The sequence below is a fragment of the Serratia sp. Ag1 genome (assembly GCF_000743355.1).
Taxonomy (GTDB): Bacteria; Pseudomonadota; Gammaproteobacteria; order Enterobacterales; family Enterobacteriaceae; genus Chania.
In genome coordinates, this window is the sequence record NZ_JQEI01000025.1 from 104,880 (window position 1) to 118,064 (window position 13,185).

The following is a 13,185-nucleotide window of genomic DNA, read 5'->3' on the forward strand; positions in this document are numbered from 1 at the left end:
ATTTCCACCTATCTTCTCTTTTCCAACGATTACCTATTCCGCTTTCGCCACTTGGCAACTGCCCGCGTTACATTTGAAATTCAGCACTGGCCGACCACCGTAATCGTTGATATAGGTCAGAACTGGTTGGGCAAAGTGGCTTGATTTCAGTTCCCCGGTCGCTTTGGGGGCGATCATCAGCGGTTGGAAATTATCGTCCACCGGGGTGTTTTTCTCTGCCAGCCCAATCACCGTCAGGTAGTAGGGGGTAGGGTTTTCGATGCGGTAACCCTGTGCAGTCTGTTGTAATGTCACCTGTTCCTGCCAGACTTGCCCCGGTTTAGGTGTAATGGCCTGTGGCCGATAGAACAGTTTGATCTGCGTTTGAAGCGCTATTTGCATCACATTGCTTTTTTCACTGCGGGGTGGGATTTCGCGCAAATTGAAATAAAACAGAGACTCACGGTCTTGGGGGAGCTTCATGGCCTCTGGTGTTGTTGAAATCCTCACCGCGCTTTTGCTGCCTGGTTCAAGCCGCTGTACCGGTGGTGTCACGATGAGTGGCGTCGTGATTTTTTTATGCTGTGCGTCCTCGATCCAGGATTGTGCCAGATAGGGCAACTCTTTATTTTCATTGCTGATATTAAGGCTGACCGATTTGCTCTGCCCATCATAGATAACCCGGGTACGGTCCAATGCGACAGCTGCATCTGCTGCCTGAGTTCCGAGGAGTAATACCGTTAAAAAAGTGATTTTATGTTTCATTCTCATCTTTGCCTATTTCGTTGAGTGGCATGGTAGTAGTAGCTGCGATTGCGGCTGGAGTTTTTCAGGAATGTTTACCTGGCATTGCTTGCTGCCATTCCAGGCAACATCGAGAGTTTCTCCCACTGAAACACCACTCAGATAGGCAAAACCATCATCACTGATGATCGCTAATTCCTGCCCTTTACTATTGGTCACGCTGCTGCCAAAGGGGGGATAGCTGCCATCAGCTTTTCGTAACGTGGCGATGGCCTTAAGGCCTTTAACCAGACTGAAGCGCCGATAACCAATGGCTCCCTCAGTTAAAGCCGACTCCACAGCCAATTGCCGTGCTTCGACATCGTCGGCCAACTGATTGATATCTATGCGTGTATCGGTACGGTAATAACCGGCAATATCATTGAGCACTGCAATACCAAACCGGTTGGAGCTTAAGTTACGTCCTTCAATCGGGACGCCAGCTATGCCATCGGTACTGAGCATCAACCGGGTGCCTCCGCTGACATTGCTGCCATGCAGCCCCGCGCCTTTGGTTGTCACCGTGGCTCCACCTTTTAATGACATGCCATAAGACGTATAACTATCCTGAACGTAAGCGCTGTTCAGGCTCAGTTGCGCCATGCTGCTGCGCTGAGTATAGAAACCGCTAAACTGGCTTTTGGTGCCGTTCTGCTGCTGATTATTTAAACCGGTACTCAGGCGATAATTACTGTTCTCGCCGTTGCTATTAAGATAACTGACGGTTTGGTTATAACCGCCTTGGCTATGTTGCCCGCTATAACTGACGTATTGCTGATTCCCCAGTGGCACTGAAAAACTCAGGAACAGCGTATTTTCATTCACTCCGTTATTCTTACTACGGCCTGCGGATAAGTTGGTCGACACATCTTTAATATTCAATACATCAAAATAATGGTTCAATGAGAGGCTGAAATTATCTGCGGCCTGCTGCTCCCAATAGGTCTGGTGACTGTATGAGAGATTCAGACTGACTCGGGCATCGGGGAAGTTTTTATTGAACATAACAGTGTACATCTCTTTGCTATTCCCACTGTTATCACCCCGGTAGCGCGTATCCAAATATTGGCTCATCGTCATAAATTGACGCTGCGAGAAACGATAACCGGCAAACGTGACTTCACTGTCGAGTTGATCAAAACGCTTGGCATAGCTTAAGCGGTATGATTTCCCTTGCTGAGAAGGTTGCCCAGGCAAATTCGTTGCCCAAGACTGGGTAGCGTCTGCCGATAACGCCCCCAGTACATAAAGATCGCGGCCAATCCCGGCAGACAGAGAGTTGTAATGACCTGCGGCAATCCCACCGCCATACAATGACCAACTGTTGCTGATACCCCGGGAGAATTCGCCGCTGGCAAAGGGGGAACCCTCTAAACGGCGGCCAACGTTTGCTGGCCGACCGAAGGCAATTTTATAACGCAATGTACCGGGTCTGGTGAGGTAAGGGATGGTAGCCGTATTGATCTGGAAGGTTTGCACACTGCCATCCTGCTCCTCTACCCGCACATCCAGTAATCCACTGATCGAGCTATCCAAATCCATAATACGAAACGGCCCGGAAGGCACGGTCGTCTGATATAACAGCCGCCCTTGTTGGCTGACAATGACTTTAGCGTTAGTACGGGCAATACCTGCCACCTCTGGCGCGTAACCACGCAGGTTCGGCGGTAACATGCGTTCATCACTGGCTAGGCTCAGGCCGGTATAGCGGAAGAGGCTAAAAATATCGGATGAGAAATAGTTTTCTCCTACCGTTAATGTCGACGCTAATGAGCGAATGGAGCGATATAAATAAAACCTATTCCATTCGAAATTATTCTGAGACTGACCGTTACCGATCTTGGTGTAATTACCCTGATAATCCCCCCGCAGACGCCACGGGCCATAATTGGCACCGGCTGTACCGTTTACATTGGTGTTTGTGATGGCGGCGCTTTGCTGTGGTCTGTTGACCTGGCTGTTGAGGTTGTAGTCCAGCAACAAACCGGGAATACCATCATCCCAGCTTGATGGTGGCAGCCAGTTATGGTCTCTGTACTCTATCAATGCCTGAGGGATGCTGATGTATAACGTACCTGCACTGAGATCGGTACGCATAGTGATGCCATCAAGTGCTTTAAGGTCTGCACAATGATTTTGGTGCCCGTAAGTGATTTTTTCAGCAATATTCTGTTTTAGCCCCAATAGCGCAACCACATTTTCTGACAGACAGGGTTCACTACTGTTCGGGTTGTCATCACGGGGAGTAAAATTCACCGTTTGTTCGGGAAAATCACGCTGGTTAATGTTGATAACCAATTGATAGGGTCCAGGCATAACATAACCGGAAACGGCGAAGCGTGATAAGTCAATGTTTTGCTTATCTTCAGTATCTAAAATATCAGTATTAAATTCCACTGCATAGGTGGTGCTACTGAGCCCCATCAATGATGCTATAGAGGTGACGTAGATGACTTTAATGAAATTCATTTCGTGGCTCATATAAACTGTTCGATCGGGTTTTTATAGGCTGTTAATAAGAGCAAACAGGACTAACCCGGGGAGGTATTCATTGATGAATCAAGGTAAAGTACACCATTGAGTGAAAACGCCCAGACTTGACTTGAGGTATTTTTTTAATAAGGCGTAGAGAGTAGTTTAATTTTTTATTCTCACCATCATGTTTATGCACTCTCATCACTGCACCAGGGATGACAACGTTACTTTGTCCATCTAAAATTTGGAACGCCAGCCCTTTACTACTTTCCCCTAGGTTAAACCATGAGCTACCTGGCTCGCTGGGCCCATCAAATCTCAAGCCTAACGTACTCTGCATCTCTTTATTTTCTTCTGCGTGCAAAAAAACGCAATTTATTAAATTGATGGTAAAGGGGTATGTTACTGCAGCAGTATTGTTCAATGTTTCCTGTGTAATCAAACCCAAATCTATCGTTTGCTCAGCATTGTCTGAAGATATGGAGCAGGCTGGGTTGATAATGACCCCATTCATATTTACCCGACCGTAATCTTTGTGCATCGCATAGATTGCTGAGGAAAAGATAAGGCTACATAATAATAACGATGGTTTTAACATTTTTGTTTTTAACACAGTTATTTTTAGGGGTAAAGCATACGGCTAAAGCCGTATGCTTTTATAGCGCCCAAATTAATTCGAGTTACTCTTGTAGACGGCAAGTAGCACAGACCCTTGGAGCATAGCGCACTATGTCACTGGTAATACGGGGTACAGCCAATACCTGAGTAACTTGAAATAGGGTGGATACAGATAATTACTGATATGCCAGGGTAAAATTGGCAATGCTGGTAAACTTACCTGGCACTACACTACCTTCAGTAATGCTGCTGCCTTTCAGGTAGGCAGAGAATAACAAGGTGTTGCTGCCAGCTAAAAGTTGACGTGCTGGTGAGGCTTCGCCCAGTTTTACCACAGTGCCGCTGCCATTGGTGATGACAATACCAGCACCTTTTGCATCGCCAACGATACCCAGCAGAGTGTTGTCATCAGCGTTTTTATCACCGTTAAAGGTAATAGAAACATTTTTCAGCGAAGTCGTGTCACATCTCTCTAAATCGATAGAAAAGTTCTGTGGTGTCGAATTACCTTTATTGCTCAGCGACGCAGCAGAGATCTGCCCCAGAGAAACAACCTGATCGGCAGTTTGTGGAGTAATTGAACATGGTGCCTCAATAATGGAACCATTAAATGTAACATTACCTGAACCCTGGTCAGCAGCTTGAGCGGCGAATGCAGAGAAAGAAATAAACGCGGCCACTACTGCATTCGTCTTAATATGAGACATAAAAAATCCTTAAGTAACTTTAGATTATAAATAAAAATAATGTAATAGCTGCTTACGTCATGTGATACCTATTATATATACCCTTCATACTTCAAGCCGCTTGGGGGTTGGCTACGTTACTCGCCCATTCGGGGCCAGCGTAAGCGCCGTTCAAAAACGCAGAGCGTTTTTGTCAAGCAACTCAAATTATTTCGGCTATAGAGAACCATAAGAGGAAAATCACAATTGCAGTATTACAATCATTGACATTCGTCATAATAAATACCAGAGGTATCGACTCTTTCAGAACTCAATTTTGCTATCCATATGTAATAGGGCTAGCATTCCCTTGGTATTTTAAAATTGTATGATGTTTTTAATTAAAAAAGAACCAATGATTTTTTATATGTGATAAATTTAATTTATAACCTAAGCAATTAGAGCCGCTTGCAGGCGATAATAGCGCGGAATTCACAATGCGTAGTGGCATCGTTAATCTGGCCACCTGAACAGAGGTGATATGCTCACCGTAGAATATTACAGGTGCGCCAATGAAAAGAAGAAATTTCAGTGTATACCTAAAAATAATTCGAGTGCTTGCCCCATAGGGTGAGCCTTACGAATATAACAAGGGATTAACACTCAACGAACCGGAAAGCTGCTACTGGAAAAACGCTAAAGCCGTGAACAGAGCTTCTTGACCACTACGCCTAAATGGGCCACCAGCCGGGTCACATTGTGTTTTTATGGGTTGTGTCTTTGACTTCCCGCTGGCATTATCCTGAGCAGTGATTAACGGGACGTTAATCGCAACTAGTTGATTCTGATTTTAAATGACTCGGGGTGCCTCTGTAAAACAGGGCTGAGATACACCCGCTGACCTGATCTGGATAATGCCAGCGTAGGGAAGTCTCGGTATCTCAACCGGTACCCGCCTTCTGAACGCCGGTTGGGAGCAATATGTTCACTCGACCTGATGTGTTACCCGGCAACCGTGCCGCGGCCTGTTTTCACCAATTCAAACAACGTCTTCCACTGGTCCATTGCCTGACTAACGAAGTGGTACAGGAACTGACTGCCAATGTCCTGTTAGCCTTGGGCGCTTCTCCAGCAATGGTGGTTGAACCTACCGAAGCTGCGCAGTTCAGTCGGTTGGCAGATGCGTTGCTGATTAATATTGGCACGCTGCACAGTGCGCGGGCCGAATCGATGTTGGCCGCTATCGAGGCCGCCAATCAGGCAGGCAAACCTTGGGCGTTGGATCCGGTTGCGGTGGGTGGCCTGGCTTACCGCACCGAGTTTGCCCAGCGTTTACTTAAGCTGCGGCCAGCAGCGATCCGGGGTAATGCGTCGGAGATTATGGCGTTGAGCGGCCTGCAGGCCCGTGGCCGTGGTGTCGATAGTCACGACGATTCGTTGGCGGCGCTGCCAGGTGCACGTGAACTGGCACGCAACAGCGGTGCAATTGTCGCCGTGACCGGCGTGGTGGATTACGTCACCGACGGCGAACGTGCTTGGGCCGTTACCGGCGGCGATATCCTGATGACGCGGGTGGTGGGCACCGGCTGTGCGCTGTCGGCAGTGGTGGCGGCCTTTTGCAGCCTGCCGGGTGAGCGATTGGATAATGTCGCTACTGCCTGCCGGGTGATGTCGCTCTGCGGTGAGCGTGCGGTGGCACGCTGTAGCGGCCCTGGCAGTTTTACCTCAGCGTTTCTTGATGCGCTTTATCAACTGACCCCGGAGGAACTGCAATGAAACGTATTAATGCTCTGACTATTGCAGGCACCGATCCGAGCGGGGGCGCAGGGATTCAAGCCGATCTGAAAGCGTTTTCGGCTCTTGGTGCCTATGGCACCAGCGTGATTACCGCCTTGGTGGCGCAAAACACCCGTGGGGTACAGTCGGTCTATCATATCGATCCGGCCTTTGTGGCTGCCCAGCTTGATTCCGTGCTCAGCGATGTGCGTATCGACAGCGCCAAGATTGGTATGTTGGCGAATGCAGATATCGTCAGGGTGGTGGCGGAACGCCTGCGTCATTATCCGCTGCCACACGTAGTGCTCGACACGGTGATGCTGGCTAAAAGCGGCGATCCGCTGCTGGCCCCTGAGGCCGTCGAATCCATCCGCCGTGAATTGCTGCCGTTGGTTGCGCTGGTCACGCCGAATCTGCCGGAAGCGGCGGCGTTGCTGGCTTGTGCACCGGCTGAGAACGAACGGCAAATGCGTGAGCAAGGCCGAGCCTTGTTAGCGATGGGTTGCCAGGCGGTGCTGATGAAAGGGGGCCACTTGAGCGAAGGTGAAAGCCCAGACTGGCTGTTTACTGCTGAATTTGAGCAACGCTTTACCGCGCCGCGTGTGGCAACCCGGCATACTCATGGCACCGGTTGCACACTGTCGGCGGCGCTGGCGGCATTGCGCCCGCGCCATGAAAGCTGGGTTGAAACGGTGGCCGCAGCCAAAGCTTATCTGCAACAAGCCTTGCAGCAGGCCGACAGCCTGGAAGTGGGGCAGGGTATTGGGCCGGTACATCATTTCCATGCCTGGTGGTGAAGTGAGGCCGGGCACAAAAATGCCCGGCACCGAGTTCAGCCGACTCCCGCCTGGTGCAGATCGTGCAGGTTAATGGCCCCAACCAGCACGCCGTCAAGGTTAACGACCGGGGCGGCGCTGATATGCTGCTCGTGCAGGGCTTCCAGTGCTTCGCCTGCCCGCCATTGTTCCGGCAAGCGATAGCCGGGGCGGGTGATGGCGGGGCTTAAGGCATCGTTAAGGCTGTTGCCTTTTACCAGCCAGCGGCGCAGGTCGCCATCGGTAAAGACGCCCACTACTTTCTGCTGGGCATCACATACTGCAACCAGGCCAAGGCCGGTGCGACTCAGTTCCAGCATCGCTTCCATCACGTTGGCACTTTCGTTAACCATTGGCAGACGGTCGCCAGTGCGCATCAGATGGTGTACGCGATTTAACAGGCGTGCGCCCAAACTGCCGCCGGGGTGAGAGCGGGCAAAGTCTTCCGCGTTGAAGCCGCGCTGGCGCATCAGCGCCATCGCCAGTGCATCGCCCATCATCAGGGTGTTGACCGCGCTGGAGGTGGGGGCCAATCCCATCGGGCAGGCCTCACGCTCCACGCTGATATCCAGCGTGCAGGCTGCACCCAGCGCCAGCGGGGATTCTTTGCCGCCAGTAATGGCGATCACCGGGATCTGGCTTTCTGCCAACAGTGGCAGGATCAGATCCAGCTCTTTGGCCCGGCCAGAATAGGAGATAAAGATCACTACATCGTCAGCGCCAATCATGCCTAAGTCGCCATGCAGCGCTTCTGCCGGATGCACGAAAAACGACGGTGTACCGGTACTTGCCAGCGAGGCAGCAATTTTTTTGCCGATATGGCCGGATTTGCCAATGCCGGAAATCACCGCCTTACCCCGGCAGTTCAGCAGCAGTTCACAGGCGTGGACAAAGTTATCATCCAGCCGCGTCAGCAGGCGCTGCGCTTCCGCCAGTTCAATCTCCAGGGTTTCACGGGCAAAGTGGAGCAGGGCAGTGGCGTTACTCATCGGTGTCTCCTACCAGAATGATATTGATGCCTTTCGCCTGTAGCGCGGCAAGATAATCCGGGTTGATGTCTTTATCGGTGATCAGCGTATCTACTACGCTCAGATCACACACCACGTTCGGGCTTTTGCGGCCAAATTTTGAGGAGTCAACCAGCAGCACAATGCGGCTGGCGGCTTCGCACATCGCTTTGCTGACGTTGTGCACCTCATTGAAGGTGGTCACTCCTGCGTTGAGATCGACACCATCGGCACCGATAAACAGCTTATCAAAACTGAACTGGTGGAAGGCCGACTCGGCCAGGCTGCCGTGGAACGAAGCCGACTTTTTGCGATAGGTGCCGCCGGGCATCAGGATGGTCTGGTCGTTATCCAACTCCACCAGCGCATTGACGATGTGCAGGCTGTTGGTCATCACGGTGATGTTATTGAACTGCGCCAGATGCGGCACCATTTGCAAAACGGTGCTGCCCGCGTCGAAGATCAGCGAGTCGCCGTCGTCGATCAGTTTGATGGCGGCATCGGCGATCTGGCGTTTCTTCTCGGTGTTGATGTGGGTTTTGCGATCGATAGGCTGATCGCCATCGTCACGGCTGAGCACCACACCACCGTAGGTGCGGATCACTTCCCCTTCATCTTCCAGCAAAGTGAGGTCTTTACGGATGGTGGTGCCGGTGGTGGAAAAGTGTGCAGCCAAGGCATCCACTGCCGTTTTGCCATGCCGCTGCAGGTATTCAAGGATAGCGGCTTGCCGCTGCTTTGGTTTCATAGCGATTCCTGTTCACAAGAGTTGAGCATTCCTCTCGGTGAATAATTCACTATGAAAGGTAATGTCTTTTAGTGTGAAAATATCATGATTTCGGTGCAATCGCTAACGATAGTGCAGTTTGGCATGCGCGATCCTCGGGGAAGATCACATCCGGGCATAAATTTTGTTGATGCATACCATGTAACTGACTGAGTTGTTTAGGTTGTGCAAAAATAGTCAGGCCACGCATCAGCAGGCTGCCGCACACCCGTTGCTGTTCATCGAACGCCAGCGCCAGCACGACACGGGGTTTGAAGCGCCCACCGGAGCGGCCAACGCCCACGCTGCCCAGTTGGCACAGGCGATCAAAGGCGCGGTTGAAACGCTGAATCTGCCACCAGCCGAGGGCGATTTGCATCAGCCAGGCGATAACGGCAAAGGTGATAAGTGCGCTGGTCATGGTTGCCGTACTCCTTGTCAAAAAATGAAGGGCCAGGGAATGCCCAGCCCATAAACATCAGAACATCACTTGGCCGCCGGTAATATTGATCGACTGGCCGGTGCAATACGACGCCTTGTCGCTGGCGTAGAACAGCAGGGTATTCAGTACGTCCTGATAATCACAGCCGCGTTTGAGCGGCACTTTGTCGGTGTAATACTTCTCAACCTCTTCTGGTTTGATTCCCAATTTCTGCGCGTACTGTGGCAATAACGACTGGAACATCGGCGATTTGAGCAGGTTACCGAGCATCAGCGAATGCACGGTAATGCCATAATCCGCCAGATCGAGCGCCAGCGATTGGGTCAGCCCGACGCCGCCGAACTTGGCTGCACTGTAGCCAGAGTTGTGTTTACTGCCGACTTTGCCGGATTTTGAGTTGATCTGAATAATACGCCCGGCCACGCCGTCGCGGATCATCAGGCGTGAGAACTCGCGGGCGCAGAGGAAATACCCCACCAGGTTCACCTGCAGCGAGCGATCAAAATCACCCAGTTGGAAATCGGTGATCGGCGCGGCTTTGGCGATCCCGGCGCTATACACCAGCAGATTGGTTGTGCCGAAGGCCCGATCGACCGCACTGGCTAGCGCAATAACGCTGGCTTCATCGGTGGCATCGGCCTGGAAACCAACGGCGCGATCGGCACCGTATTCCTGATTGATTTGCTGTGCCACCTGATGGGCGTTGTCAGCGTTCAGATCCGCCACCGCCACGCGGTAACCGGCTTCGGCCAGGCCGTGACACAGGAAGGCGCCTAACGTTTGACCACCGCCAATCACTACAGCTACTTCAGACATATTGTACTCCTCTCCTTATGCGTATACTTCAAGTTGCCTGTGCGTTGGCTGCACTCGCTCACCTCAGTCACATAGTTATCTATGCTCCTGAGGATTCACTCTCTTGCCGCCTTCCCGCAACTCGAATTATTTAGAGTAAAAATTTGAAGGTGCTACCTAACGGGATATCGGCAGGCGTTGGGCCGGTAACGTGGATCGAGCCGGGGAACTCCGCCTGTGCCTCACCGTCGAACCGTACGGTAACGTGGCCCAGTTCGCGCAGGTTCTGGCTGGCAACTTCACCGACGGCGGTAATCGGGTAACAGTTTTCGCCGAGCTTCATCATGCCGCCGACCTGCAAATCCCCGGCAATATTGCCGTGCTGGTGGATGAAGCAGTATTCCTCGATCTCTGCCGGAGCGCCTTCACGGAAGGTGATCAGCATGTCATCCAGCAGCGCATCGCGGGCACAGCCGCCGATATGGGTAATAGTGGTCTGGAAAATGGTGTTCATCGTTTTCCCCTGTTCAACTTATTGATAGATAAAGGCCGATGCTGCCCAGGCAATCAGCACGGTTGGCGCACCGGTCAAGAAGCGCCCGACCAGTACCGAAGGCACGCCCACCCGTACCGTGTCCTGTTTGGCTTCTGCCAACGACAGGCCGACAGGGATGAAGTCACAGGCGGCCTGTGCGTTAATCGCAAACAGCGCTGGTAATGCCAACTGCGGTGGGATATGGCCTAGGCCGATCTGCACACCGACCAAGACGCCGATCACCTGAGCAATGACTGCGCCTGGGCCAAGGAACGGCGAAAGCAGCGGGAAGGAGCAGATCAGTGCCAGCGTCACCAGGCCGATAGGGCTGCTGGCCAGCGGCGTCAGGCCGTGAGCGATGAAATCCCCAAGCCCGGAAGCCATGATGATGCCGATCAGCGCTGAGACGAAGGCCATAAACGGCAGGATGGTTTTCAGTACGGTGTCGATAGTGTCACGCCCGGCCTGGAAAAATACCGCCACTACTGAACCCATCCCCATCCCGACTTTGGCCAGCAATCCGTCGCTCTGCTCGGTGATTTTTTTGCTGGTGTCGTAGTCACGAACTTTTGGCGCTACGGGCTGCGTTGGGGCTGCTGCGCAACCATCGGCCAGCTCAATCAGGCTGATATTGTTTTCCCGCACGCCAGAAACGTAGATATCCTCCAGAATAAACTGCGCCAGTGGGCCAGATTGACCAGTGGCATGAATATTGATGGTTGGAATACGGCGTTTGGGGTACAGGCCACAGCGTAAGGTGCCGCCGCAGTCGATGATCGCAAGACCAATTTCCTCAGCCGGTGGCTCGCCCTCTTTAAACCCGTCAACCGCTGGCCAGCCGGTCAGTTCGCTGAGTTTGTCGACGATCGCTGGTCGGGTGCCTGCGGTGATATAGACAATTTTCTTGCCGGGCTCGATGGCCAATTGCAATGGGCCACCCCAGCCGCCAGCCCCTTTTTCAATACGGATATAAGCGCTCATGCTGCACTCCACAAATTAAAGTTGAACCTGGCGATCCAATTGGATGCCCATCTTGCGTTCGAACAGGCTGGTGGTGAGATCGGTGATCCAGCCACGGAAGAAGTTGGTGAACAGCCCAACCAGGAAATAGCTCACGGCCAGCGGTGCCAGCGGCAAGCCCAGCGTGGTCAGTCCGCTGGCGATGCCGAGGTAAACGAACAGTTCACCGGGGTTGATGTGCGGGAACAGGCCGTTCATTGAGTGGCAACTGTAAGAGGCGGCAGCGTAGTAACTCGGTTTGTATTTCTCGGGCATAAAGCGCCCAAGGCTCAGCGTCATCGGGTTACAAAAGACAAAGGTGCCGATCAGCGGCAGCAGCAGATAGCGTGAAACTGGGTTACCAGCGCAACGCTGTGCTAATCGTTCGATACGTTCCTGGCCAACAAATTTGATCAGCGCGTTCATGATGACTAACAGGCTGATCAACAAAGGTAAGATGCCGGTCACCATGCTGACGAACACCTCACCGCCTTTCTGAAACAGGCCGATAAACCATTCGGCTCCGTGGGTTATTAGCTCAATCATTATTTTCTCCTGTAATGGATGAAATGGCCTGGAGCGAACAGCGGCTCTGGTGCCATGGGTCTACAGTAGTGATTTAATGAATGCATTTGTTTTAAATAGATCACAATTTGAAAGATAAATATTTTATTTTGAAAGTTTAAAGTGAAAGAAAAGGAAGGGTAGAAAGAGGTAAGCCGCAGGTAGAGGATCGCTGGCGATAACGGGCAGCCCGGCTACGCCGGGCCTGAGGTGAGAATAATTATTTTAAAACAGAAGGTTAAATGAGGGTCGAGCGGGGTTGGCCTAAGAGATCGCAGTTGGGCGGCAGGCGGCACTTGATCGCCCCCGGCAGTAACTCAATACGGAAATGTTTGCCTTTCAGCGGTTCACCATCAAGATTAAACGTAATCTCATGTGGAGCACTAATCTCAAGCCAAGGCAGAGAAGCATCGATCACGCTGCTGTTTTCTTCATTGCCTGCGCTTTTACCGTTAATGATAAGCAGCACTGACGCATCTTGGCTCATTTTTATCTCCTAGCGATGAAGGATACGATTAAAAGATAAACCACTGGAATATTTAGGCAATAACAATCACGGACTCTAGGGGAGTTTTCTTACGCTATTGAGATTTTTTCCTCTGGTTATAAACGTTCACATTAAAAAAATGATTAACACTTATATGAAATTTATATATTAGGAGATTGTTGGTATTCGTTTCAAATCAAAAATCCGAGAAATATCTTAAAAAAATAGAGCTGTCCCATATTTTGGAATTAGCAGCCTGGTTCCGCCAACGCACATTATTTGGGAACATAGCGGAAAAAAATAAAGAAAAAGCCAACCCAAGGGAGATTGGGTTGGCTAAGGAGGTGGTTCCTAGTATTGCTATGCAAATATTTTCGTTCTTATTTTTAAGCAGCTTGATAATAACCAAGCTGCCCGGTAATTGATGTGATCTGATTCTAATATTTGCCAAAAATCACCACTGGCTGAGAGGGTGATAA

At 51.2% G+C, this 13,185-nt stretch carries 14 protein-coding genes, 1 pseudogene and 1 riboswitch; of the genes and pseudogenes, 3 read left to right on the forward strand and 12 right to left on the reverse strand.

Annotated features, from left to right (window positions below; translation table 11 throughout):
- Nucleotides 1-33 precede the first annotated feature (33 nt).
- The 4 genes from IV04_RS15450 to IV04_RS15465 form a co-directional block, all read right to left on the reverse strand.
- Nucleotides 34-750 (reverse strand): fimbria/pilus periplasmic chaperone, encoded by a 717-nt coding sequence (locus tag IV04_RS15450; RefSeq protein ID WP_037395466.1) that lies wholly within the window; start codon nucleotides 748-750, stop codon nucleotides 34-36.
- Nucleotides 751-756: 6 nt separating this feature from the next.
- On the reverse strand, nucleotides 757-3,231 hold the full coding sequence (locus IV04_RS15455; RefSeq protein WP_037395468.1) for a fimbria/pilus outer membrane usher protein: 2,475 nt from the start codon (nucleotides 3,229-3,231) through the stop codon (nucleotides 757-759).
- A 79-nt stretch (nucleotides 3,232-3,310) separates the two neighbouring features.
- Nucleotides 3,311-3,778, reverse strand: a complete 468-nt coding sequence (locus tag IV04_RS15460; RefSeq protein WP_037395470.1) for a fimbrial protein — start codon at nucleotides 3,776-3,778, stop codon at nucleotides 3,311-3,313.
- 253 nt (nucleotides 3,779-4,031) lie between these two features.
- A complete protein-coding gene (locus tag IV04_RS15465) occupies nucleotides 4,032-4,562 on the reverse strand; it encodes a fimbrial protein (protein WP_037395472.1) in 531 nt (176 codons plus the stop codon).
- Nucleotides 4,563-5,370: 808 nt separating this feature from the next.
- A riboswitch (TPP riboswitch) is annotated at nucleotides 5,371-5,466 on the forward strand.
- Between the two features lie 35 nt (nucleotides 5,467-5,501).
- Here IV04_RS15465 and thiM point away from each other — a divergent pair.
- Nucleotides 5,502-6,296, forward strand: coding sequence for a hydroxyethylthiazole kinase (gene thiM, locus IV04_RS15470; protein ID WP_037395474.1), 795 nt, complete (start codon nucleotides 5,502-5,504; stop codon nucleotides 6,294-6,296).
- The gene (gene thiD, locus IV04_RS15475; protein ID WP_037395476.1) at nucleotides 6,293-7,093 is read left to right on the forward strand and encodes a bifunctional hydroxymethylpyrimidine kinase/phosphomethylpyrimidine kinase; all 801 of its coding nucleotides are present in this window, start codon (nucleotides 6,293-6,295) and stop codon (nucleotides 7,091-7,093) included. Before thiM ends, thiD begins: the two co-directional genes overlap by 4 nt.
- Before the next feature lie 35 nt (nucleotides 7,094-7,128).
- On the opposite strand, the gene gutQ is transcribed toward thiD, so the two are convergent.
- From gutQ to IV04_RS15515, 8 genes and pseudogenes are all read right to left on the reverse strand, one after another.
- A complete protein-coding gene (gene gutQ, locus IV04_RS15480) occupies nucleotides 7,129-8,100 on the reverse strand; it encodes an arabinose-5-phosphate isomerase GutQ (protein ID WP_037395478.1) in 972 nt (323 codons plus the stop codon).
- Nucleotides 8,093-8,866 carry a DNA-binding transcriptional repressor gene (locus IV04_RS15485; RefSeq protein WP_037395480.1) on the reverse strand — a complete coding sequence of 258 codons (774 nt, stop codon included), beginning with the start codon at nucleotides 8,864-8,866 and terminating at the stop codon, nucleotides 8,093-8,095. Before IV04_RS15485 ends, gutQ begins: the two co-directional genes overlap by 8 nt.
- 82 nt (nucleotides 8,867-8,948) lie before the next feature.
- Nucleotides 8,949-9,305: a transcriptional regulator GutM gene (gene gutM, locus IV04_RS15490; protein ID WP_037395482.1), complete on the reverse strand. Its 357-nt coding sequence runs from the start codon at nucleotides 9,303-9,305 to the stop codon at nucleotides 8,949-8,951.
- 57 nt (nucleotides 9,306-9,362) lie between these two features.
- Nucleotides 9,363-10,142, reverse strand: a complete 780-nt coding sequence (gene srlD / locus IV04_RS15495; RefSeq protein ID WP_037395484.1) for a sorbitol-6-phosphate dehydrogenase — start codon at nucleotides 10,140-10,142, stop codon at nucleotides 9,363-9,365.
- 130 nt (nucleotides 10,143-10,272) lie between these two features.
- The gene (gene srlB, locus IV04_RS15500; RefSeq protein WP_037395486.1) at nucleotides 10,273-10,635 is read right to left on the reverse strand and encodes a PTS glucitol/sorbitol transporter subunit IIA; all 363 of its coding nucleotides are present in this window, start codon (nucleotides 10,633-10,635) and stop codon (nucleotides 10,273-10,275) included.
- An 18-nt stretch (nucleotides 10,636-10,653) separates the two neighbouring features.
- Nucleotides 10,654-11,637 carry a PTS glucitol/sorbitol transporter subunit IIB gene (locus IV04_RS15505; protein ID WP_037395488.1) on the reverse strand — a complete coding sequence of 328 codons (984 nt, stop codon included), beginning with the start codon at nucleotides 11,635-11,637 and terminating at the stop codon, nucleotides 10,654-10,656.
- A gap of 15 nt (nucleotides 11,638-11,652) precedes the next feature.
- On the reverse strand, nucleotides 11,653-12,201 hold the full coding sequence (locus tag IV04_RS15510) for a PTS glucitol/sorbitol transporter subunit IIC (protein WP_037395489.1): 549 nt from the start codon (nucleotides 12,199-12,201) through the stop codon (nucleotides 11,653-11,655).
- A 256-nt stretch (nucleotides 12,202-12,457) separates the two neighbouring features.
- Nucleotides 12,458-12,652, reverse strand: a pseudogene (locus tag IV04_RS15515) (lipid kinase YegS); the annotation flags it as partial.
- A gap of 233 nt (nucleotides 12,653-12,885) precedes the next feature.
- Here IV04_RS15515 and IV04_RS26595 point away from each other — a divergent pair.
- The gene (locus tag IV04_RS26595) at nucleotides 12,886-13,131 is read left to right on the forward strand and encodes a hypothetical protein (RefSeq protein WP_037395493.1); all 246 of its coding nucleotides are present in this window, start codon (nucleotides 12,886-12,888) and stop codon (nucleotides 13,129-13,131) included.
- Nucleotides 13,132-13,185 lie beyond the last annotated feature (54 nt).

What these genes read in the sequence shown, in the direction of transcription:
- IV04_RS15450 (WP_037395466.1), bottom strand. Translation starts at nt 750, where the DNA reads ATGAGAATGAAACATAAAATCACTTTTTTAACGGTATTACTCCTCGGA.
- IV04_RS15455 (WP_037395468.1), bottom strand. Translation starts at nt 3,231, where the DNA reads ATGAATTTCATTAAAGTCATCTACGTCACCTCTATAGCATCATTGATG.
- IV04_RS15460 (WP_037395470.1), bottom strand. Translation starts at nt 3,778, where the DNA reads ATGCACAAAGATTACGGTCGGGTAAATATGAATGGGGTCATTATCAAC.
- IV04_RS15465 (WP_037395472.1), bottom strand. Translation starts at nt 4,562, where the DNA reads ATGTCTCATATTAAGACGAATGCAGTAGTGGCCGCGTTTATTTCTTTC.
- thiM (WP_037395474.1), top strand. Translation starts at nt 5,502, where the DNA reads ATGTTCACTCGACCTGATGTGTTACCCGGCAACCGTGCCGCGGCCTGT.
- thiD (WP_037395476.1), top strand. Translation starts at nt 6,293, where the DNA reads ATGAAACGTATTAATGCTCTGACTATTGCAGGCACCGATCCGAGCGGG.
- gutQ (WP_037395478.1), bottom strand. Translation starts at nt 8,100, where the DNA reads ATGAGTAACGCCACTGCCCTGCTCCACTTTGCCCGTGAAACCCTGGAG.
- IV04_RS15485 (WP_037395480.1), bottom strand. Translation starts at nt 8,866, where the DNA reads ATGAAACCAAAGCAGCGGCAAGCCGCTATCCTTGAATACCTGCAGCGG.
- gutM (WP_037395482.1), bottom strand. Translation starts at nt 9,305, where the DNA reads ATGACCAGCGCACTTATCACCTTTGCCGTTATCGCCTGGCTGATGCAA.
- srlD (WP_037395484.1), bottom strand. Translation starts at nt 10,142, where the DNA reads ATGTCTGAAGTAGCTGTAGTGATTGGCGGTGGTCAAACGTTAGGCGCC.
- srlB (WP_037395486.1), bottom strand. Translation starts at nt 10,635, where the DNA reads ATGAACACCATTTTCCAGACCACTATTACCCATATCGGCGGCTGTGCC.
- IV04_RS15505 (WP_037395488.1), bottom strand. Translation starts at nt 11,637, where the DNA reads ATGAGCGCTTATATCCGTATTGAAAAAGGGGCTGGCGGCTGGGGTGGC.
- IV04_RS15510 (WP_037395489.1), bottom strand. Translation starts at nt 12,201, where the DNA reads ATGATTGAGCTAATAACCCACGGAGCCGAATGGTTTATCGGCCTGTTT.